Source organism: Bacillus sp. 9.4, assembly GCF_055486415.1.
On sequence record NZ_JBVFMU010000002.1, the window covers coordinates 277,324 to 299,518 of the forward strand.

At 41.5% G+C, this 22,195-nt stretch carries 24 protein-coding genes; all 24 read right to left on the bottom strand.

What is annotated here, in order from left to right; genetic code table 11:
- Positions 1 to 2: 2 nt before the first annotated feature.
- The 24 genes from fliY to sucD all read right to left on the bottom strand — a co-directional run bounded on the left by fliY (position 3) and on the right by sucD (position 22,185).
- Positions 3 to 1,139 carry a flagellar motor switch phosphatase FliY gene (gene fliY / locus ACZ07B_RS07930; RefSeq protein WP_014479788.1) on the bottom strand — a complete coding sequence of 379 codons (1,137 nt, stop codon included), beginning with the start codon at positions 1,137 to 1,139 and terminating at the stop codon, positions 3 to 5.
- On the bottom strand, positions 1,129 to 2,127 hold the full coding sequence (gene fliM / locus ACZ07B_RS07935; protein ID WP_003220879.1) for a flagellar motor switch protein FliM: 999 nt from the start codon (positions 2,125 to 2,127) through the stop codon (positions 1,129 to 1,131). Before fliM ends, fliY begins: the two co-directional genes overlap by 11 nt.
- Before the next feature lie 33 nt (positions 2,128 to 2,160).
- Complete coding sequence (gene fliL, locus ACZ07B_RS07940) at positions 2,161 to 2,583, bottom strand: flagellar basal body-associated protein FliL (RefSeq protein ID WP_003231964.1); 423 nt, start codon at positions 2,581 to 2,583, stop codon at positions 2,161 to 2,163.
- Positions 2,580 to 2,795 (bottom strand): swarming motility protein SwrD, encoded by a 216-nt coding sequence (gene swrD, locus ACZ07B_RS07945; RefSeq protein ID WP_134155466.1) that lies wholly within the window; start codon positions 2,793 to 2,795, stop codon positions 2,580 to 2,582. The genes fliL and swrD overlap by 4 nt, the downstream gene beginning before the upstream one ends.
- Positions 2,796 to 2,834: 39 nt before the next feature.
- Entirely contained in the window at positions 2,835 to 3,629 is a 795-nt protein-coding gene (gene flgG / locus ACZ07B_RS07950) for a flagellar basal body rod protein FlgG (protein WP_134155463.1), read from the bottom strand.
- 21 nt (positions 3,630 to 3,650) lie between these two features.
- Positions 3,651 to 4,073, bottom strand: coding sequence for a flagellar hook assembly protein FlgD (flgD, locus tag ACZ07B_RS07955; RefSeq protein WP_014479786.1), 423 nt, complete (start codon positions 4,071 to 4,073; stop codon positions 3,651 to 3,653).
- On the bottom strand, positions 4,070 to 5,524 hold the full coding sequence (locus tag ACZ07B_RS07960; protein ID WP_464877089.1) for a flagellar hook-length control protein FliK: 1,455 nt from the start codon (positions 5,522 to 5,524) through the stop codon (positions 4,070 to 4,072). The genes flgD and ACZ07B_RS07960 overlap by 4 nt, the downstream gene beginning before the upstream one ends.
- Positions 5,525 to 5,536: 12 nt before the next feature.
- Positions 5,537 to 6,151: a MotE family protein gene (locus ACZ07B_RS07965; protein ID WP_069704105.1), complete on the bottom strand. Its 615-nt coding sequence runs from the start codon at positions 6,149 to 6,151 to the stop codon at positions 5,537 to 5,539.
- 11 nt (positions 6,152 to 6,162) lie between these two features.
- Positions 6,163 to 6,606 carry a flagellar export protein FliJ gene (fliJ, locus tag ACZ07B_RS07970; protein ID WP_003231977.1) on the bottom strand — a complete coding sequence of 148 codons (444 nt, stop codon included), beginning with the start codon at positions 6,604 to 6,606 and terminating at the stop codon, positions 6,163 to 6,165.
- A 2-nt stretch (positions 6,607 to 6,608) separates the two neighbouring features.
- The gene (gene fliI, locus ACZ07B_RS07975) at positions 6,609 to 7,925 is read right to left on the bottom strand and encodes a flagellar protein export ATPase FliI (protein WP_015715886.1); all 1,317 of its coding nucleotides are present in this window, start codon (positions 7,923 to 7,925) and stop codon (positions 6,609 to 6,611) included.
- Positions 7,922 to 8,674, bottom strand: a complete 753-nt coding sequence (gene fliH, locus ACZ07B_RS07980; RefSeq protein ID WP_003244804.1) for a flagellar assembly protein FliH — start codon at positions 8,672 to 8,674, stop codon at positions 7,922 to 7,924. The genes fliI and fliH overlap by 4 nt, the downstream gene beginning before the upstream one ends.
- Entirely contained in the window at positions 8,667 to 9,683 is a 1,017-nt protein-coding gene (fliG, locus tag ACZ07B_RS07985; RefSeq protein ID WP_003231981.1) for a flagellar motor switch protein FliG, read from the bottom strand. The genes fliH and fliG overlap by 8 nt, the downstream gene beginning before the upstream one ends.
- 12 nt (positions 9,684 to 9,695) lie before the next feature.
- Positions 9,696 to 11,306 (bottom strand): flagellar basal-body MS-ring/collar protein FliF, encoded by a 1,611-nt coding sequence (gene fliF, locus ACZ07B_RS07990; protein ID WP_051388163.1) that lies wholly within the window; start codon positions 11,304 to 11,306, stop codon positions 9,696 to 9,698.
- A 45-nt stretch (positions 11,307 to 11,351) separates the two neighbouring features.
- Positions 11,352 to 11,672, bottom strand: coding sequence for a flagellar hook-basal body complex protein FliE (gene fliE, locus ACZ07B_RS07995; RefSeq protein WP_003238544.1), 321 nt, complete (start codon positions 11,670 to 11,672; stop codon positions 11,352 to 11,354).
- Positions 11,673 to 11,682: 10 nt separating this feature from the next.
- Entirely contained in the window at positions 11,683 to 12,135 is a 453-nt protein-coding gene (gene flgC / locus ACZ07B_RS08000) for a flagellar basal body rod protein FlgC (protein ID WP_014479779.1), read from the bottom strand.
- Positions 12,135 to 12,524 carry a flagellar basal body rod protein FlgB gene (gene flgB, locus ACZ07B_RS08005; protein WP_003245656.1) on the bottom strand — a complete coding sequence of 130 codons (390 nt, stop codon included), beginning with the start codon at positions 12,522 to 12,524 and terminating at the stop codon, positions 12,135 to 12,137. The genes flgC and flgB overlap by 1 nt, the downstream gene beginning before the upstream one ends.
- Positions 12,525 to 12,903: 379 nt before the next feature.
- The gene (gene codY, locus ACZ07B_RS08010) at positions 12,904 to 13,683 is read right to left on the bottom strand and encodes a GTP-sensing pleiotropic transcriptional regulator CodY (RefSeq protein ID WP_003220850.1); all 780 of its coding nucleotides are present in this window, start codon (positions 13,681 to 13,683) and stop codon (positions 12,904 to 12,906) included.
- 39 nt (positions 13,684 to 13,722) lie between these two features.
- On the bottom strand, positions 13,723 to 15,126 hold the full coding sequence (hslU, locus tag ACZ07B_RS08015; RefSeq protein WP_003245556.1) for an HslU--HslV peptidase ATPase subunit: 1,404 nt from the start codon (positions 15,124 to 15,126) through the stop codon (positions 13,723 to 13,725).
- A 16-nt stretch (positions 15,127 to 15,142) separates the two neighbouring features.
- A complete protein-coding gene (gene clpQ / locus ACZ07B_RS08020) occupies positions 15,143 to 15,688 on the bottom strand; it encodes an ATP-dependent protease subunit ClpQ (protein WP_003238555.1) in 546 nt (181 codons plus the stop codon).
- Between the two features lie 12 nt (positions 15,689 to 15,700).
- On the bottom strand, positions 15,701 to 16,615 hold the full coding sequence (xerC, locus tag ACZ07B_RS08025) for a tyrosine recombinase XerC (protein WP_003231988.1): 915 nt from the start codon (positions 16,613 to 16,615) through the stop codon (positions 15,701 to 15,703).
- A 67-nt stretch (positions 16,616 to 16,682) separates the two neighbouring features.
- Positions 16,683 to 17,990 carry an FADH(2)-oxidizing methylenetetrahydrofolate--tRNA-(uracil(54)-C(5))-methyltransferase TrmFO gene (gene trmFO, locus ACZ07B_RS08030; protein ID WP_003244725.1) on the bottom strand — a complete coding sequence of 436 codons (1,308 nt, stop codon included), beginning with the start codon at positions 17,988 to 17,990 and terminating at the stop codon, positions 16,683 to 16,685.
- A 75-nt stretch (positions 17,991 to 18,065) separates the two neighbouring features.
- Complete coding sequence (gene topA / locus ACZ07B_RS08035) at positions 18,066 to 20,141, bottom strand: type I DNA topoisomerase (protein WP_003245599.1); 2,076 nt, start codon at positions 20,139 to 20,141, stop codon at positions 18,066 to 18,068.
- Positions 20,142 to 20,328: 187 nt separating this feature from the next.
- Complete coding sequence (gene dprA, locus ACZ07B_RS08040; RefSeq protein WP_134155451.1) at positions 20,329 to 21,222, bottom strand: DNA-processing protein DprA; 894 nt, start codon at positions 21,220 to 21,222, stop codon at positions 20,329 to 20,331.
- Between the two features lie 60 nt (positions 21,223 to 21,282).
- A complete protein-coding gene (gene sucD, locus ACZ07B_RS08045; protein WP_024572248.1) occupies positions 21,283 to 22,185 on the bottom strand; it encodes a succinate--CoA ligase subunit alpha in 903 nt (300 codons plus the stop codon).
- Positions 22,186 to 22,195 lie beyond the last annotated feature (10 nt).

Sequence of the window (22,195 nt, forward strand, 5' to 3'; positions counted from 1 at the left end):
CGTTATTTTAAATTATTAATGCGCTCTGCCTGGCTTAAAATGTCAGTGACTCTTACTCCGAAGTTTTCTTCAATGACAACGACCTCGCCTTTGGCAACGATACGCTGATTAACTAAAATATCTACAGGCTCACCGGCTAATTTATCAAGCTCGATAATACTTCCGGCAGAAAGCTCTAAAATCTCTTTTACGCTTCTCTTCGTTCTGCCAAGCTCAACAGTAATCGAAAGCGGGATATCCAAAAGCATATCCAGATTATGAATAGGGGCTTGTACAGCTTCGTTTGGATCAAACGCTGAAAATTCCACCGGTGAAACCTGAACTGGCGCTGCTTTTTTTGCTGTTCCCTGCCTTTTTGGCGGCTGCTGCTGTTGCTTCGGTTCAATACGCGGCTCTGGCGTCACAGGCTCTTTCGGCTGTTCGTATGTAACTTCAGGCTGCACCGTTTCTTCTTCCTCTGCACTTTCTGAGTTCATAAGGCTTGAAATTAAATCTTTCGCAAATGTCAATGGGTAAAGCTGCATAATGCTGGAATCTATTAATTCTCCCACCTTTAAGTTGAAAGAAACTTTCACCAGCATTTCATCATCAGGAATACGGTCTGTACCCTTTTCTTCAGTAACATCCAACAATTCAACCCGAGGAGGTGAAATATCAATTTTTTTACTGAATACAGTAGACATTGATGTGGCAGCCGATCCCATCATTTGGTTCATTGCTTCTTGAACCGCACTTAAATGGATTTCACCCAGTGAAGGGTCCGCACCTTTTCCGTCTCCCCCGATCATTAAGTCAGCAATGATCGCCGCGTCACTTTGTTCCACGACTAACAGGTTGCTTCCGCTGAAGCCCTCCGTATAATTCACTTCAATCGCTACATACGGTTCAGGAAACGCATCGCTGATTTTACTTCTTGGAATGACCGTTACGCTTGGAGTCGTAATATCGACCTTTTGATTTAAAAGCGTTGACAGTGCTGTCGCAGAACTGCCGAATGAAATATTACCGATTTCACCGATCGCATCACGCTCCATTTCCGATAAGTCATCTACTTCCGGAACCTCTGGCTCATCAAGCGTGCTGCCAGTACCGTTAAGAAGCGCGTCAATCTCATCTTGAGATAATCTATTATTCTCCATCTTGTTCACCTCTTATGTCGTGATCTAAAATTTGCACTGCCTGTTTTCGATTCACCCGGCCGGCTTGTCCTAAAAATTTCGGCTTATCTCCGACCAATACAGTAAGAGGATCCGTGACTGATTTGTCCAAAGTTATGCAGTCTCCGACTTCTAAACTTAAAAACTCTTCTATCGTCAGTTCAGATGTGCCGAGCTCGGCCACGACAGGTATTTGTGCTGTCATGATACGTTTTTCAAGCGACTTTGTTTCCTCAGGCTTTGGCTCATTTCGGTCTGATTGCATCCAATAGTGGACTGAAAGCTTCGGTATGAGCGGCTCGAGTACAATATGCGGGATACAGAGATTAATGACACCGCTGATTTCACCAATTTGAGTATTGAGCGAGATCACCACGACTGTTTCATTAGGAGATACCATCTGAACAAATTGCGGATTCACTTCAAACTCAGTCATTTCCGGTTCAATATCAGCAATTGACTGCCAAGCTTCTTTATAATTACCCAGTGCATTTTCAAATAAATTAGAAATGATTTTTGTTTCAATTTCTGTCAAACTGTCAACCTTGTTATGACTGATTCCAATCCCGCCCATGACTCGATCCATCATCGTATAAGCTATCGTGGGGTTGACCTCCATCATAATTCTTCCTTCCATCGGATGAACATCAAATAGATTTAGAATCGTCATGTTTGGAATCGATCTGATAAATTCCTCATACGGAACCTGATCAACAGAACTGACAGATATGTGAATATAGGTTCTGAGCTGAGCAGAAAAATGAGTGGTAAGAAGTCTTGCAAAATTGTCATGAATTCTCGTTAAACTGCGGATCTGATCTTTAGAAAACCGCAGCGCACGTTTGAAATCATAAACCTTGACTTTCTTCTCTTTTTCTTCTTTTTTTAGCTCTTCAGCGTCCATTTCACCAGTTGATATTGCAGAAAGCAGTGCATCTATTTCATTTTGGGAGAGAACTTCTCCTGACATTTTCCTCACCTCCGTATTCTGTCAAATTATGCTTTATTGCAGATTAAAGGAGGTAATATACACTTTTTCTACTTTTCCTTCTTGGAGGTAGCTATTTATTTTATCTTTTAGTTCCTTCTTAAAGGTTTCTTTTCCCTTGTCTCCCTCAATCTGATCAGCATTCGTATCAGCCAGCAGTGATATAACAGCGTCTTTCACTTGGAAATCACGTTTCTCAAGTTCTTCTTTTGATTTATCAGAATCAGTTTCAAGTTTAATAGCAAGACGGATAATGTTATCAGACTTTAAATTTGTTGTGATCTCTTCTACATCAACAGAAGACGCAACGATTTCATCAATACTTTTTTTCGCTTCACTTTTTTCGGACTTTCCGCCTAAAACAAAATAAGCCGCCGCCCCGAGAGCACCAATTACGATAAGAATAATTAGTAATATGATCATTAACTTTTTCTTCATTCCGGTTCCTCTATTCCTTGATCCATTGCAAATATTTGTATTTTTCGGTAGAAAGTTGCGATCTTTTCCAGAACAGCTTCTTCATCTTCTTTTACTACAAACTTCTTACCATTTGATAGAGTAATTGTAGTATCCGGAAAACATTCAATCTGTTCAATAAATAGCGCATTCAGTGTAAAGGGCTGCCCGTTCAAACGGGTTACTTTAATCATAAAACAGCGGAGAAGCGATTACTCGCCTCCCCTCCCTCCTTAACGTTTAAGGTTAACCAGTTCTTGAAGGATTTCATCAGATGTTGTAATAATTTTTGAGTTTGATTGGAATCCGCGCTGGGCTACGATCATTTCAGTAAATTCGTCAGTTAAATCGACGTTAGACATTTCGAGAAATCCTGATTTAAGAGCACCAGTTCCGCCGTCACCAGGCTGGTTCGCTGCACTGGCCGTTCCAGAGTTTAAAGATTCACGGTATAGGTTGCTTCCGATTTTATCCAATCCGTCACTGTTGGCAAAAGTAACAATCCCGATTTGTCCCCCGTCTTGTGTTTTCCCGTCAGCATCAACAATTGACACCTTTCCATCAGAACCAATGCTAAAGCTTTGAGCATCAGTAGGAATTTTAATTGTTCCCCCATTCATATTTAACACATGGTAGCCATCACCTGTAACCAGTGTTCCGGTATTATCTAAATAGAAGTTCCCTGCTCTTGTATAAGCTGTCCCGTCACCTGTATCAATTCGGAAGTAACCGTCGCCGTCAATTGCTAAATCAAGTGTTCTTCCTGTACTTTGTGTCGCGCTTGTTGAATGAATTGTATCAATTGTGCCAGATGATGAACCTAAACCGATCTGCTTAGAGTTCGTACCGCCGATAGTTGCACCGGCCGCAGAACCGCCGGCAATCGTTTGGCTTACCATATCTTTAAAGGTCACACGGCTCTTTTTGAATCCTACTGTATTTACGTTGGCAATGTTGTTACCGATTACGTCAAGCTTTGTTTGAAAGTTTTTCATACCGCTGATTCCAGAATAAAGTGAACGTAACATAATATATTCCCCCAGATGTTTTTATTTAGATGATTGTCCCACAGACATGACATTCGCAGGACTGATCTCGGTCCCATCATCAAGAACGAGATAATAATTTCCTTTAAAATGTTTAACAGAGCTTACTGTGCCTGTTTTATCTGTTGCACTTTTACCATCAGTCCAAGATACTTCTTTTCCCATCCAATCAACATACGTTGTAAACGGATCTTGGTTTTCGACAAATTGAGTCATTGTCGTATTCAGATTCATCATTTGCTCCAAACTTGAAAAAGTCGCCATCTGGCTGATAAATTCTTTATCGTCAACCGGATTGAGCGGATCTTGGTTTTGGACTTGAGTCATTAATATTTTTAAAAACTCATCTTTCCCCAAGCTGCTGTTGTTCGTCGACACAGTGTTCGTTTTTTCAGGCAGTTTATATTCTGAACTTATAGAAGTCATTCTTCTTCCTCCATTTCAACCATCGACACTTCATCGAGCAGATCGCCAAAATCATTTGATTGCTTTTTCTGTCTTTGCTGTCTCTGCCCCTCTTGCTGCTCTTTCTGTTCATCAGCAAGCTGGCCGTATATCGGCTGATCCCCGCTTTGGACCGGAAGAGTAAAACGGTCAATTTGGACGGCCATATTCGGCAATGATTGCTTCAGCTGAGGAAGATGCTGTTCAAGCAATTCTTTTGCTGATTGGCTAGATGCAATGATTTTACTCTGAAACATTCCATTTTCATTTGTCAGCTTGATTGTGACAAATCCTAAATGTTCAGGGTTCAGCCGAATAGTGAAACTTCCCGTCGATCTGCCGAAAGGCGTATATTTCATCTGCTTCCACGCATTAATCACTTGATCAGCCACCGTTTTTGTTTCGGCATTTGGTATATCAGATGACATCTGCTGCAGATCAAGTGTTTGTACTCCTCCTATGCTCCGATACCCCGAAAACAGCATTTGGAGTCCTGATTTACTATCTACAGACTGAATACTTCCAGAAACATCCGATGCATTTTTGCTGGATGAACTCTGCGAGAGCGGTGTGAGAACACGCTTCCCAAAGTCTTGTGATGATTCGGATGATTTCGATAACAAGAAGGCTTTCAGCTGGCTTTCAGCTAAACTCCATTCTTTGGTCCCTTTTTGAGGAAGCATAGACATTTGATCCATTAAGCTTTGAAAACTTTTCAGCTCTGACGCTGTCATCGAGTAAAGTTTTGAACTTGACTCAGCTTTAGTGAATATTTGCTGTTTAAGATCCTGAATGAGTTTTTGAGATACACCCTTCTTTTCTAATGCAGAAAGGAATTGATCTCCATTTTGGTAAATGGCATGAGCTTCATTGCGATCAGTCAGCTTATTCCCTTCTACGAGCTGGCTAATGAACATTTGGATATAGATAAGCTCTTTAGCAGGCTCGGATACTTCATTTTCCTGATTTGATTGCTCTGTATCAGACTTCAGTGCTCCATTAATGTCAGAAGCAGAATCATTGGCACTCAGAGCCGTTTTAGCTTCTGAAAAGATTTTCTCCGTTTCTGTGAGCAATTGATCCGTCCCGCCTGACATTTTTGATTCAACTGCTTGCAAAAGATTTTGCAACATTTGCAGAGCATTCGCATCCAATTGCTTCCCTGTCAGTTTGCTTAATGTTTGCAAAAGATCCGCATTTTGTTTGTCTTGAACTTCAGGACTTGCATTTAGCCATTCACCGATCTTTTTAAGCGCATCTGCTAAAAGCTGATCTTCGGAATTAGAAGTTCCCTTTCCTTGTTCTGAAAGTTCCTTCAATCCAGTCTCAGACATAAGCCAGTTTTGAAAAACTCCCTGGCTACTTTTCATGTTTTTAGCGGCAGAACCCGTTGTGGTTTGCAGCAAAGGTCCGGCTAATTCAAGCAGCTTCACCTTTCATTCCCCCTATTCTTGGCTGGCAGCAATTTTTTCTGTATAGGTTGCTGCTTGCTCAGGAGTCATTTTCGCCAATATGTCAGCAAGCTGCTTTTTGCTTAGGCCATTCAATATTTTCAGTGCTTCTTGCTCCTTTAATTGGGCAATAATTTTAGCAGCCTTTCCGCTGTCCATGCTTTTGTACACACTGATCACTTTGTCATTTTCAGAAGAAGCTTTCGAGTCTGCTGATCCTTCAGTATGATCTTCTGATGACTTTTTTTGATCCTCAGCCGTCTTTTCAAGTGAACGGATCTTTTGATTGAGCCTATCGATTTCTGATTTACTTGTTTCTAAATCTTTATTCAATATACTGATTTCACTTTTTTGATCCTTAATGGTCTTTTCCAGAGCTGCCGTATTACTGCTATCCTTACTTGATGCTGTGCCTTTTTTATTTTCGGTTTCAGGGACCAATTCTTTAAGAACCGGCGTTTTTGCCGCAGCATCCTGTATCGGCTTTAAGACATTGATACCAGCAGCCCAAAGAACAATCCCCCCTGCGATTAATAGAAACATCAGCGGGAGGATAATGATAAGCAAAACCGAACGGAACTTACCTGATTCTTTCTTTTTGCCGGACATTACATTCGCTCCTAATGGCCTTGAATCATAAACTGCTTAATCGAAATATCGTCCATTTCTTTCATTTCTGCAGCTTTATCTTCAAGAGCAAACATTTTAAACTGTTTTTCACGCATTTTTTCAAACTTTTTCACTTCAATGTTTTTCTCTGTCAAAATTTCTTGTTTTTGATTCATTTGATTTCTTTTCATAATGACAAGCTTTTGATAGTGATAGATCGTATTATCAAGATTTGAGACAAATTGTTGGTAGTGCCTCATTTCTTGTACACTCATGCCGCTTTTTAATTTCTTTTCCTTATTTTGTTCCAGCAATTCTTTTTTGCTCATATTCTCATATAATTTTTCAGCAACGTTTTCAAATTCAGAAACTGATTGCTGATACTCGGATAAGGATTGGTCTTTTTCATTTTCTTTTAGTTCCAGCAGCTTTTGGAATCTAAATTGATAAGCCACGTTTATTCCTCATTTCCTGTCAAACTAGTTAATGCAGCAATGCTTTCTTCCAATAAAGCCGGTTCGTCTGTTCCCTGCTTTAAAAATTGAATAAGCTGCGGATAAAATTGTATCGCTTCATCAATTTCTCTGGATGATCCTCTTTTGTAAGCTCCGATATTAATGAGATCTTCCGAATTTTGATATGTCGATAAAAGTTCACGGAATTTATTTGCCGCATCCAGATGCTGTTTTGTTGAAATGTTTGACATCACCCTGCTGATGCTTTTTAGTACGTTAACTGCAGGAAACTGGCCTTTATTGGCAAGCGCCCTGTCCAACACAATATGTCCGTCTAAAATTCCGCGTACAGTATCGGCAATCGGCTCATTCATGTCATCCCCGTCTACCAACACTGTATAAAATGCCGTAATGGTTCCATGCTCGTTTGCACCTGTTCGTTCTAGTAAACGAGGTAAAATAGCGAACACTGAAGGTGTATAACCTTTTGTCGTCGGAGGCTCCCCTGCAGCCAGTCCAATCTCTCGCTGCGCCATTGCCACCCTTGTAACAGAATCCATCATAAACATGACATTTTGGCCTTTATCTCGGAAATACTCGGCAATGGCAGTCGCTGTATATGCCGCTTTCAATCTCATTAATGCTGGCTGGTCTGAGGTGGCAACGACTACAATCGATCGTTTCAGCCCCTCTTTCCCCAGATCTTTTTCAATAAACTCCCGAACCTCTCGTCCGCGTTCTCCGACAAGTGCAATGACGTTTAAGTCAGCCTCTGTCTGCTTGGCGATCATCCCCATTAAGGTGCTTTTTCCGACACCGCTTCCTGCAAAAATTCCAATCCGCTGGCCTTTACCGACTGTCAGCAAGCTGTCAATTGATCTGACTCCAACACCCATCTTTTCACGGATAGGCGGCCGTTTCATCGGGTTGGGCGGTGATTGCTCCGTTGATACAGGCGAAAGCCCTTTCGGCAGAAGTTTTCCGTCAAGCGGTTCTCCAAAAGCATCGATGACTTGTCCAATCAGTCCGGTTCCAACTTTAACCCGAAGTGATTCCCCAGTAGCTTCTACAATGCTGCCAGGTGCAATGCTCGCAGCCTCTAAATAAGGCATAAGCAAAATATTTTCTTCCTGGAAGCCGACTACCTCAGCTTTAATGACTTTCCCAGATTGTCCTTTTGCATAAATCAGGCACACGTCGCCAATTGAGCTTGCTGGCCCTTTTGATTCAATCATCAAGCCGATTACCCGCTTGACTTTTCCGTACCGTTTATACGAGTCTGTCATTTCTATACAATCTATCAGACTCTGTGTCTTCATTCAGCTGCACCTGCTTCCAGCGCTGTCAGAAGTTTATCTTTCAATTGCATCAATTGTGTGTCAACACTCGCATCTACCCTGCCAAAAGGAGTTTCAATATAACAGGTTCCTTTTTGAGCTTTTTCATCAGCATATATGCCAAGCCGGCATTCTTTATAAAGAAGCTGCTGGATTTCATCTTTTTGCTGAAAGATTGTCTCATAGTAATATGGATCAACATAAATTGATATATCGTCATATTCCTTCACTTCGTTTATAACCTGTTGTACAAGCAGGAGAAAAGCCTCTTTATCATCAGACTTTTGCTGCCAAACTTTTTTTGCTAGGGCAACGGCAAGCTCAACGATTTCTTCATTAGCGTCTTCAAGCTTGTCCTCAACAGCTTTTCTGGACATTTCAGTTATACTGTTTGCTTGGCCGATCAGTTCTGCATACTGTTTCATTGCCTCAGCTTTGCCCAGCGCTACTCCTTGTTCAAAGCCCTCGGCTTTTGCTTCTTCAATAAGCTTCTGTTTTTCAGCCGCCCAATCGTTTTTCTCCTGTTCAATTTGACGGCGAATATTTTCTATATGACTGTTTGCCTGCTCAGAAATCCGGTCAGCTTCCTCTTTCACTCGGGCCATAAGCGCCTCCGGGTTCTCTTCAGCCTGCAAAAGGTGAGAATGATCAATACGCACCTCTTGTATAGAAAGTTTTCTTTTTTCCTTTTGTGGAGAAATAGATGATTCTTGTTTAATGATATTAGACAATAATATCATCCCCTCCGCCTCTTGCTATCACAATTTCACCGGCTTCTTCAAGCTTTCTGACGATGCTTACAATTCTCGATTGTGCTTCTTCTACATCTTTCAAGCGTACAGGGCCCATAAATTCCATTTCTTCTTTGAAGGTTTCAACCATACGCTGTGACATATTGTTGAACACAATTTCTTTGACTTCCTCGCTTGCAACCTTTAATGAAAGGAGCAAATCGTCGTTCTCAACATCGCGAATGACTCTCTGAATGGCACGGTTATCAAGTGTGACAATATCTTCGAAGACAAACATCCGCTTTTTAATCTCTTCAGCAAGATCGGGATCCTGAATTTCCAATGAATCCAAGATCGTCTTCTCTGTCCCTCTGTCTACCCCGTTTAACACTTCCACAACAGCTTCAATTCCGCCTGTTTGTGTATAATCCTGAGTAAATGCAGAAGATAATTTTTGTTCCAGAATCCGTTCTACCTCGTTAATTATTTCTGGAGACGTTCTATCCATGACCGCGATTCTTCTCGCAACCTCAGCCTGCACTTCAGGGTTCAGCTCGGATAAAATTTGCCCGGCCTGCACTGGATCTAAATAAGACAAGATTAACGCCATCGTCTGCGGATGCTCTTGCTGGATAAAATTCAAAATTTGTTCTGGCTCCGCTTTTCTGGCAAAATCAAATGGTTTAACCTGCAAAGAAGAAGTCAGCCTGTTTAGAATGTTCTCCGCCTTATCCTCTCCAAGCGCCTTTTCCAGAACTTGTCTTGCATAGCTTAAACCGCCTTGAGAAATATAATCTTGCGCAATGGCTATATTATGAAATTCTTCTATGATTTCATCCTTTTTTTGATGATCGACGCTTCGAACACCTGATATTTCCAGAGTAAGCCTTTCAATTTCTTCATCGGTTAAGTGCTTATAGACAGAAGCTGACACATCTAACCCCAAGGAAATCATGAGAATGGCTGCTTTTTGTTTTCCTGTAAGCTTATCTTGATCACGTCTCGCCATTTCTAATTCCTCCTAATCCTCGGCCAGCCAGCTTCTCAGCAGTTTTGCAAAATCTTCCGGCTTGTCTTTCGCCATCTTTTCAAGCTGTTTTCGTCTGACTGATTCCGCTGTTTCATTTTCCTCTTCGTTGATATCAGGCAAATTGATTGGTTCTTGAGGAACCTCATACTCATATTCCTCAAATTCATCCTCTTGCGCCCGTTTCTTTCTGATAAGCATAATGATCAGAACAATGATCGCTGCGATTAAAACACCGCCTACAATATATGCCCACAGCGGGATACCTGAGGATTTTTCCGTATTTGTATCCAAATTGACTTTGCCGTCGAATGGCTGAACGGAGACAACAATCTTATTATTGATATCAGCATCAGATAAATTCTGGTTTTGCGTTTCATCTTTATCCAAAGATGTTCTGACTACAGTTGAAAGGATTTTTTGTATATCATCCTGTCTTTCAGTTGATAGCGACGCTGTGTTTTTGGCATCAGGCGGCTCTACCATTACTTGAATCCCTAAATCTCTGACCTTATAAGGACTTTCAGCGATTTCTTTATGAATTCGGTTAACCTCGTAATTGATTTTGTTGCTGTTTTTTTCGTAGTTTCCGCTTTCGGTATTTTCACCGTCAGCCTTATAATTTGTTACATCTTCCTCGCCGGTTCCGGCAGTTCCTCCGTTGGCTGCACCGTCGCCCTGATATGTTTCAGATACCTTTTCAGCGCTGACTGCAATGCCTTCCATGTTTTCTTTATCCACAGGTTCGACAATGTCTTCTGTCCGATTTTCTTTTGTGAAATCAATGTCTGCTGTAACGGAGACAACGACTTTATCTTGGCCCATCATCGTACCAAGAAGTGACTGTACATGTTTTTGAATGTCTTTTTCAACTTGAGACTTAATTCCTTGCTGAGAAGAATAACTATCCGCGTAGGACCCTGCATCACTGTCTGATTTGTCGTAGTATGTAGAATTTTGATCCATGATGACGATGTTATCTTCTTTTAGGTTCGGCACGCTTTTAGATACCAGATGATATAATCCGTTGATCTGGCTTTGATCAAGTGTATAACCCGGTTGAATCTGCAAAACGATTGATGCAGATGCTGCAGATTGCTCTTCACCGACAAACACCGCGTCTTTCGGGAGATTAATCATTACTTTTGAACTTTTAATACCGTCCATTTCATTGATCAAGTTTGACAGTTCTGTCTGTGTAGCTTTTACTTTCACCATATCAAACTCATTGTCTGTCAAACCAAAGCCGGCATTCTGTCCAAAAAATGAATAATCAATTGATCCGGTTTTAGGAAGTCCTTCTGCAGCCATCTGCACTTTCAAAGAATCAACCTGATCCTCCGGAACACTAATCACTGTACCGCCATTCGAAAGTTCGTTTGGCACTTTTTTTGCATCCAATTCTTCTTTGATTTGTCCTGCTTCTTCGGCAGACAAATCTTTGTACAGCGGCGCCATTTTAGAATTTGAAGCAAAAACACTAATAATAATTCCAATAATAATAATTGCCGCTAAAGCACTAACCATTAAAATCTTTTGTAATTTAGATCTATTTTTCCAAAACTCACTCGTTTTGTTTTTCATTTGCATTAGAGTACGATTCATGTTAACCCCCGGTCATTCCACTCTTTCTCTAAATCGTCAGACCCCCTACATTTGCATTCTCATAATCTCCTGATAAGCTTCCACAGCTTTATTGCGGAACTCTGTTGCTGCAGTTAGAGAGATGCTAGCTTTTTGAGCGGCGATCATGACCTCATCAAGATTTACATCTTTTCCTGCAGCCAAGGCATTAGTCATGTTGTCAGAAGCTACTTGGGACTCATTTAACGAACTAATAGAGTTTTTTAAAAGCTCCGAAAAGCTTGTTTGATTTGAAGAATCTGTTTTTTGGCTATTGTTTACTTGATTTGTTGCATTTTGAGTGTTTTGAGTATTTTGAACCTGAAAAGGAGAAATTGCATTAATCACATTCATTCACCTACTTTCCGATTTCTAACGCCTTCATCAGCATTCCCTTTGTGGCATTCATCGCCGTGACATTCGCCTCATATGATCTGGTGCTGCTGACAAGATCAACCATTTCCTTTAATGGATCAACATTAGGCTTTTGTACATATCCATCAGCGTTTGCATCAGGGTCTGTCGGATCATAGACAAGATTAAAATCCGAATCATCCTCCGTAATTTTTGAAACCTTCACACCGTTTCCAGCATTCCCGCTTCCGCTCATTTGAGAATTGAGAATGGAAGAGAACGATTCACCTTTTGACTGAAGGGAGACCATTTTTCTTCTGTAAGGCACCCACTCTCCATTCACCTGCTTAGCTCTTGTCGTATCCATATTTGCTAAGTTAGATGATACAACGTCCATTCTGACTCGCTGAGCTGTTAAAGCCGATGCTGAAACATTTAAGCTATGAAAAGCTGTCATCATTTTCCTCCTGTTAATACGGTCTTCAGCGAATTAAATTTACCATTCATTCTTTCAACCAAAGCTTGATAGTTGATTTGATTTTGCGCCAATTCTGTCATCTCTTTGTCAACATCAACATTGTTTCCGTTTTGCTGATACGATGTATCTCCGCTCGCAACAATTGAATAATTCGAATCAGTATCAGAAAAATCAACATGACGATAGTCTGTTTTTATCGCTTCAAGACGCGAGGATTCTTGATCTAATAAATTTTGGAAAGAGACTTTTTTTGCCTTATAGTTCGGTGTATCTATATTGGCGATATTATTAGTTATGACTTTTTGCTTAATATCCGCTCTGCTCAAGGCATTTTCAAGATTTTGTATCGTTCCAGAAAATAAGCTCAAATCCACTTACCTCCATTTCAGTTTTTTTCACCCTCAATATCCTTGTCGAGAATTGTAAAACTATATGCTTATTGTAAGAAATAACAGGCATAAAGTCTATGAAGTTCGTGTAAAAAAATGTCCTCACAATTATCTATTTTGTAACTAGGTATAAAGTCCTAGATTGTTAGAACTACATTTCTCACCTTGATATAAGCCTGAAAATAGCAGAATTTCTGTTTTTTCTCCTTTCTTTTCGGCATTTTTAAAACTTTTTGAAGAAAAATGCAAAATTTATTAAAATTATTACATAGAAAGACTTTCAACCCAGGAAATAAAGCTTATTGATTTCCTTTATTTGAAATAAAAAAAGAACCCTCAAAAAGGGTTCTTTTTGTGATTAATGAGATTTTAGATTTTCTAATTCAATTAGGAATTTGTTGTTTAGTACCTTGATATAAGTACCTTTCATTCCTAATGATCTAGACTCGATAACACCGGCGCTCTCCAGCTTTCTGAGTGCGTTCACAATAACAGAACGGGTAATGCCGACACGGTCAGCAATTTTACTTGCAACAAGAAGACCTTCATTTCCGTCAAGCTCCTCAAAAATGTGCTCAATTGCTTCAAGCTCACTGTAAGAAAGCGAGCTGATAGCCATTTGTACGACAGCTTTGCTTCTTGCTTCCTCTTCAATTTCTTCTGCTTTTTCTCTTAGGATTTCCATTCCGACAACTGTTGCGCCGTATTCAGCTAGAATTAAGTCATCGTCATTGAATTGATCTTGTAAACGTGAAAGAATAAGTGTTCCTAATCTTTCCCCGCCTCCGATGATCGGCACAATTGTTGTTAAACCAGCTTGAAACAGGTCTCTGTTCTCAACAGGGAAAGCAGTATATTCACTATTAATATCCAAGTTAGAAGATGTTTCAGGGACATTAAACAGATTTTTCGTATATTCTTCAGGGAATTGACGATCCTCAAGCATTTTTTTCATACGATCATTTTCAATTTGCTGGTTAATAGAGTACCCAAGGAGTTTCCCTCTGCGGCTTACAACGAAAATATTGGAATCAATTACATCCCGCAGCGTCTCCGCCATTTCCTTGAAGTTTACCGGTTTCCCTGCCGCAGCTTGCAGCATGGAGTTAATAATTCTTGTTTTTTGTAATAAAGCCATGATAAATAATCCTCCTAAACATTCCTCATATTAAATTTTTCACAATATAAATTGACTTAAATCTTTGTTTTTGGCTATCGTTCCGAGCTTTTCTTCGACATACTGTGGTGTAATCGTTATTTTCTCCATCGTTACATCTGGAGCTTCAAACGACAAATCTTCTAATAGGCGTTCAAGTATTGTATGAAGGCGTCTCGCACCGATATTATCTGTGTCCTGGTTCACATGATAAGCAACTTCAGCAATCTTATGAATAGCTTCGTCAGAAAATTCAAGAGATATACCTTCTGTCTGCAATAATGCCTGATATTGTTTCAGCAGCGCATTATCCGGCTCAACCAAAATTCTCACGAAGTCGTCTACCGTGAGTTTGTTCAGTTCTACACGAATTGGGAAACGCCCCTGCAGCTCAGGAATCAAATCAGACGGTTTGGCCATATGAAACGCTCCTGCTGCAATAAATAATACATGGTCTGTTTTTACAGAACCATATTTTGTAACAACGGTTGAACCCTCAACAATCGGCAGGATATCCCGCTGAACGCCTTCTCTTGAAACATCGGCAGAAGAAGATGCACCGCCGTTCTTTGCGATTTTATCAATCTCATCAATAAAGATAATCCCGCTCTCTTCTGCTCTCTGAACAGCTTCCTGGCCGACTTCATCCATATCGATGAGTTTGCTTGCTTCTTCATTCGTCAGGACTTTTCTGGCTTCTCTGACTGTCATTTTGCGCCGCTTCTTTTTCTTTGGCATTAATCCGCTCAGCGCATCCTGCATGTTCATACCCATCTGCTCCATACCCGAGCCCTGCAGCATGTCAAACATAGAAGGCTGCTGCTCTTCGACTTCTACTGTTACATAGTAGTCTTCGAGCTCTCCTAAAGCCAGCTGATGCGCCATTCGTTTTCTTTTTTCTTCGATGTTTGCTTCTTCCTGGCTCTCCGCCTCATCTTCACCATTCGGCTGGCTGCCTCCAAAAAACATTTCAAACGGATTTTTAACGCCAGATTGTTTTTTCTTCCCGGGAACTAACAGACGAACAATGCGTTTGTTTGCATTTTCTTCTGCCTGTTCCTTTACTTCATTCATTTTCTCTTCTTTTATAAGCCGAACAGAAGTCTCCACAAGATCTCTGACCATTGATTCAACATCTCTGCCTACATAGCCGACTTCGGTAAATTTAGTAGCTTCAATTTTGATAAATGGCGCACCTGAAAGCTTAGCGATTCGTCTGGCAATTTCAGTTTTCCCGACGCCGGTAGGACCCATCATTAAAATGTTTTTCGGAACGACCTCGTCCTTCAGCTTTTCATCCAGAAGACTTCTTCTATAGCGGTTTCTTAATGCCACGGCGACAGCTTTTTTCGCATTTTGCTGACCGACAATATATTGGTCTAACCGATCTACAATCTGTCTAGGAGTTAACGGTTTTTTTTCCATGCGCCTCAAGTCCTTTCTATTCAAGCTCTTCCAGTATGATTTGATCGTTCGTGTAAACACAAATTTCGCCTGCTGTTTCTAACGCGGCTCTGGCAATCTCACTTGCAGACATGCTTTCACCGGCATGCTTTTTCAATGCTCTTCCCGCTGCCAAAGCGTAATTGCCTCCTGATCCAATCGCGAGAATGCCGTCATCTGGTTCGATCACCTCGCCTGTTCCCGATACGAGAAGCAAAGTATCCTGATTCATAACAATCAGCATGGCTTCGAGCTTTCTTAGCACTTTATCGCTGCGCCATTCCTTCGCAAGCTCAACAGCCGCACGTTTTAAGTTGCCGTTATATTCTTCAAGCTTAGCTTCAAACTTTTCGAATAAAGTGAAAGCGTCTGCAACAGATCCCGCAAAGCCAGCAAGAACTTTGCCGTTAAACAGTTTTCTCACTTTCCGTGCCGTGTGTTTCATGACAACAGCCTGACCAAATGTTACTTGGCCGTCTCCGGACATAGCGCTTCGTCCTTTATGCTGTACGGCAAATATTGTGGTCGCATGAAAAGATGACATAAAGGGCCTCCTTTAATTTTTCTTAAATGCTCTTGGATGGTGAGACATATATGTGTTTCTCAACATTTCCTTCGAAACGTGCGTGTATATCTGTGTAGAAGACAGATTGGAATGCCCGAGCAGTTCTTGAACGCTTCTCAAATCCGCTCCTTCATTTAACAGATGCGTGGCGAACGTATGTCGAAGCATATGCGGATGGATATGTAAAGTGCTTGACGCTTTTTGAACAAGCCCGCTTAAAATATGTCTGATGCCACGGGCTGTAAGCGGTCCGCCTCTTTGATTTACGAATAATAGATCATGAGGTTCTTTTGCCTTCATCAGCAAGCACTGTCTTCCGCTATTCATGTATACCTTCAACGCTTCGCGGGCATAAGACCCAAAGGGGATATAGCGCTGCTTCTTGCCTTTACCGTGAACAAGCACAGTGTCCATAAATAAATCAACGTCGTTAATAGTTATGGAACAGCATTCACTGACCCTCATTCCGGTGGCATAGAGCAGCTCTAACAGCGCTTGATCCCTCATTCCGGCCGGCTGGCTTATATCTGAAACTTCAAACAGCTCCTCAAGCTCTTTTTGATATAGAAACTTCGGTATCCGTTTCTCCTGTTTCGGCAGATGAACAAGCTGAAACGGATTTTCTTCAATAAGCTTTTCCCGCATCAGAAACTTATAAAAGCTTCTTAATGCAGATATCTTTTTGCTTATTGTTCTTCTCGATAAACCTTTTTCATAGGCTTCTGTCAAAAAAATCCTAGTATCTTGATATGCAGCTTCTTCAAATCCATTTATACCTTGAACGCGCAGGAAAGTCTCGAATTCTTCAATTGAATCCACATAATTCACAATAGTATATTGTGAATAATTTTTTTCAATTTGTAAATATTCAACGAATAACTTTACGAAATTCTTAACATTCTCCATGCCTAATACCTCCCCAGGAAGGGCTTTTAAATGGTATCACAAATCGCGCTCAGGTTGCAATCAATACCTATATTGTTTTCGAAATTGTTTGAATTGTTTCAATCGCACGGTTCGCGTATTGTTCATTTCGTTCTTTTTTATTTTTAATTTTAACTGGCAATTCTTTTAAAAGCCCAAAGTTTGCATTCATCGGCTGGAAGTTCTTCTGGTTTGTTGTTGTAATATAATGTGCCATACTGCCAATTGCTGTTTCCTGAGGGAAGATCACAAGCTCTTCTCCCAATACAAGCTTCGCCGCATTAATGCCTGCTACAAGTCCTGAGGCAGCTGATTCCACATATCCTTCTACTCCCGTCATTTGGCCTGCAAAGAACAGATCACTGCGGTTTTTAAATTGATAAGTCGGCTTTAACAGGCTTGGAGAGTTAATAAATGTGTTTCTGTGCATCACGCCATATCTGACGATTTCTACATTTTCAAGTCCTGGAATCAACTTGAGAACTTCCTTTTGGTCTCCCCATTTTAAATGAGTCTGGAATCCTACAATATTATAAAGTGTTCCCGCAGCATCATCCTGTCTGAGCTGAACGACGGCATAAGGGCGTTTTCCTGTAACAGGATGCTCTAGACCCACCGGTTTCATCGGACCGAAAAGCATTGTTTTCTTGCCCCGTTTTGCCATGACTTCAATCGGCATGCAGCCTTCAAAGAAAATCTCTTTTTCAAATTCTTTTAACGGCACTGTTTCTGCTGATGTTAATGCTTCATGAAAACGGTCAAACTCTTCTTCTGTCATCGGGCAGTTCAAATATGCTGCTTCACCTTTATCATAACGGGATTTCAGGTACACTTTATCCATATCAAGGCTGTCTTTTTCTACAATTGGCGCCGCTGCGTCATAAAAATATAAATAGTCCTCTCCAGTCAGCTCCTTCAGCTGGGCAGACAGCGATTCAGATGTTAACGGACCCGTTGCGATGATAGTAGGGCCTTCAGGAATTTCAGTCACTTCTTCATTAATAACGGTTACGTTTGGATGATTTTTCACCCGATTTGTCACACTTGCGGCAAATTCATGACGGTCTACTGCAAGAGCGCCCCCGGCAGGCACCGAACATTCGTCAGCCGCCGCGATAATGGCTGAATCAAGCGCACGCATTTCTTCCTTTAATACACCGACAGCGTTAGCAAGTGTATTAGAGCGAAGAGAATTGCTGCAGACAAGCTCTGCAAATTTATCTGTATGGTGCGCAGGCGTTTGTTTAACTGGCCGCATTTCATACAATTTGACTTGAATCCCCCGTTTGGCAAGCTGCCATGCTGCTTCACTTCCTGCAAGTCCGGCTCCGATTACATTCACTGTTTGTTGGTTCATCTTTCACATCTCCTAGTTTATTATTCAAGGCCTTCTTTTAACACACAAAGAAGGTGAGCAAGACCCTGCTCACCGCTACTTCTGTGGTTCTTCCTTATAATCGCATTCCACGCATTGGACTTGTATGCCTTTTTTGAGTTTTTTCTCGACGAGCATTTTTCCGCATTTAGGGCATTTTCGTTCAATTGGTTTGTCCCATGATACGAATTCACAGTCCGGATAACGGTCACAGCCGTAAAACACCCGTTTCTTTTTCGATTTTCGCTCAACAATGTTTCCTTCTCCGCAGCTCGGGCACTTCACACCGATTTGTTTCACAATCGGTTTCGTGTTCCGGCAGTCAGGGAAGTTGGAGCAAGCTAAGAATTTACCGTACCGTCCCATTTTATATACCATTGGAGAACTGCACAATTCACAATCCTCTCCAGCATACTCTGGTTCAATCTCAACTTCCTTCATTTCCGATTCGGCTTTTTTCACGCGTTTTTCAAAATCGGTGTAGAAATTATCGATAATCTTGACCCATTCGGTATTTCCTTCTTCAACATGATCAAGATCTCTCTCCATTTTAGCTGTAAACTCAACGTTAATGATCTCAGGGAAAAACTCCATGATCAAGTCAAGAACGATCTGACCTAATTCAGTCGGAACGAAACGTTTATTATCCAATGCCACGTAGCCGCGCCGCTGAATAGTATCAAGTGTCGGAGCATATGTGGATGGACGGCCGATACCGCGTTCTTCAAGGGTTTTAACAAGCCGGGCCTCAGTATATCGCGGAGGCGGCTGGGTAAAATGCTGCTCAGGTTCTATATCTTTTGATAATACCGTGTCGCCTTCTTGTAAGTCAGGCAGCATCCGGTCTTTTTCTTCCATTTGATCGTCTTTTCCTTCAACATACACCTTCATAAACCCGGAAAACTTGACTTTACTTCCATTTGCACGAAATGTCAAACCGTTGTTTGTCAGGTCGACACTCATTGTATCGAGAACAGCCGGTGCCATTTGGCTGGCAACAAAACGCTCCCAAATTAATTTATACAGTCTCATTTGGTCTCTGCCGAGGACTGCTTTTAATTCACTTGGTTTTCTAAGAACTGATGTCGGCCGAATTGCTTCGTGGGCATCCTGGGCATTTTCATTCTTTTTCGCAGGCTTCCGTTTTCCGCCTAGGAACTCTTTTCCATAAGTCTGATCAATAAATGCAGCTGCTTCATCAACAGCCGTATTTGAAATACGGGTTGAATCCGTTCTCATATACGTGATCAGACCAACCGTCCCTTCTCTTCCTAGATCAATTCCTTCATATAATTGCTGTGCAATCATCATCGTTTTCTTCGCTCTGAAATTGAGCTTGCGAGCTGCTTCCTGCTGCAGGGTAGAAGTGGTAAAAGGCAATGCAGGATTACGTTTACGTTCCTTTTTGGTTACTTTTTCAACTGTATATTGATTCCCTTTGAGCTGAGAAAGAATCTCTTTTACATCAGCTTCACTATTTAAAGGAAGTTTTTTGCCGTTTTTCCCGAAAAAGCTCGCTTCAAAGGTTTCTTGACCTTTTAAGAACGTACCGTCAATTGTCCAATATTCCTCAGGCTTAAAGTCGTTAATCTCTTTTTCACGGTCAATAATCAAACGGAGGGCAACGGATTGCACGCGTCCTGCGCTAAGCCCTTTTTTGACTTTTTTCCATAAGATAGGACTGATTTTATATCCGACAAGCCTGTCTAAAATACGTCTCGCTTGCTGTGCATCCACTAAATCCATATTGATCATGCGGGGATGCTTAAACGATTCCTTAATAGCGTCTTTTGTAATTTCGTTAAACACCACACGGCAGTCTGAGTTGAGATCTAAATCAAGACTGTGTGCCAAATGCCATGCAATCGCTTCCCCTTCTCTGTCGGGGTCGGCTGCGAGATACACTTTTTTAGCTTTTTTCGCAGCCGTTTTCAGCTCTTTTAATACCGGGCCTTTACCTCGAATGGTAATATATTTCGGTTCGAAATTCTGTTCTATGTCAACTCCCATTTGACTTTTTGGAAGATCCCGGACATGTCCCATTGATGCTTTTACTTTATATTTTTTACCTAAGTAACGTTCAATCGTTTTCGCCTTAGCGGGCGATTCCACGATGACTAGATAATCAGACATTTTCATCCCCCTCAAGAGGTGTTCTCTCTCTTTTCAAGATATTTCAATTTTATTTTTGCAGCTGTCTTTATTTGGCTTTCAACATTTCATTCTTTATCATGAACGTCATTAATTAAATAGAAAACAATATGCAACTTTAAATCCTCACTATTATTAAATATTACAATACCGTTTGTCAAACGATAATTCAAAAGGGTTCCGTATATTGAACGTTTCTCTCAGGAAGTTCCTCGAAAATATCCTCTGCTGACCATATGGCTTTAGCCCCCTGCTGGATCAGTTTTATAGGACCTCCGGCGTAAGGATCAAACAATGAACCGGGTACGGCAAATACCTCTCTCCCTTGTTCCAATGCTTGATAGGCAGTAATCAGCGAACCGCTTTTTTCTTTGCCCTGAACGACAATAACGCCTTCACTCAGTCCGCTGATAATGCGGTTTCTCATAGGGAAATGCCATTTTTGGGGTTTAGTTTCAGGTGGGTGCTCTGACAGCAGGATATGGTGTTTAGCCATGTGATCTGCTAACTGAAGGTTTTCTCGGGGATAAATGTGTTGAAATCCGCCTGCAATGACGCCAATTGTCCGCCCCTTCGCCTTAATACTTGCAGCATGGGACATTCCGTCTATCCCAGACGCCAGTCCGCTGACAATCACCCAACCTTTACGACAGATCTCTTTTGTAAGATGATTGACAACTTGTTTCCCATAAGCTGTTGGATTTCTTGTCCCTACAATTCCAATTTTTCTCCCTTTCGAAAGAAGAGTCATATCACCTTTTGCAAACAGTACGGCGGGGGGATCATAAATGCTTTTAAGCCAGAAAGGATATTGCTTTGAAGAAATAGGGATGGTGTTAATGCCTTGCTCACGATAAGCAGCAAGTACACGCTGGAGCTTTGGATAAAGTTGTTCTATTTCGTTTTTTAATGCAGCTGTTTTTATTTGATCACGAGTAACCGTTTGTAACACGGGTGATGTCAGCGACATAGACGGATCGGCTTTCCACCATTTTAATAGAAGGGATGGGGATAATAATTGATTGATTCTGCAAATCGTTAGGCAGGCAGCGGCCTGATCCAATAGATTGACCTCCTTTTGTTAGAAAAAGCAGGAACAGCCTTGACGGCTGTCCCTTTTTTATTAATGCGTTTTGCAAGTTTCGAACAAGTTCTTCTCTTTCAGCACCTTGATTAAGGTTTCACCCATGACAGAAGGTGTCTCTGCAACTTCGATTCCGCATGCATTAAGGGTTTTGATTTTTTCATCAGCTGTCCCTTTTCCGCCGGAAATAATGGCGCCTGCATGCCCCATGCGCTTCCCAGGAGGTGCTGTTTTACCGCCGATAAAACCGACTACCGGTTTTGTCATGTTGGCTTTTACCCACTCTGCCGCTTCCTCTTCGGCAGTACCGCCGATTTCGCCAATCATGATGACTGCGTGAGTGTCAGGATCTTCGTTAAACGCTTTTAAAACGTCAATAAAGTTTGTTCCATTTACAGGGTCGCCGCCGATTCCAACAGCTGTAGATTGCCCTACACCCGCTTCTGAGAGCTGGTGCACCGCTTCGTATGTTAATGTTCCTGAACGTGATACAACGCCTACATGACCCTTTTTATGGATGTATCCGGGCATAATGCCGATTTTACATTCTTCAGGCGTAATGACACCAGGACAGTTCGGCCCTATCAGTCTCGTTTTCTTGCCTTCCATGAAGCGTTTGACCTTCACCATATCCAAAACCGGGATATGTTCTGTGATACAAATCACGAGATCAAGCTCCGCATCTACCGCTTCCATAATCGCATCAGCTGCAAACGGTGCGGGCACATATATAACAGACGCGTTAGCGCCGGTCGTTTGAACTGCTTCAGCCACTGTATTAAATACAGGAACACCTTCCACTTCTGTTCCGCCTTTTCCAGGTGTTACACCGCCAACGATATTTGTGCCGTATTCGAGCATCTGCTTCGTATGAAATAAAGCGGTAGAACCTGTAATCCCTTGCACAATAACTCTTGTATCTTTATTAATGAAAACACTCATTATTTGGTCC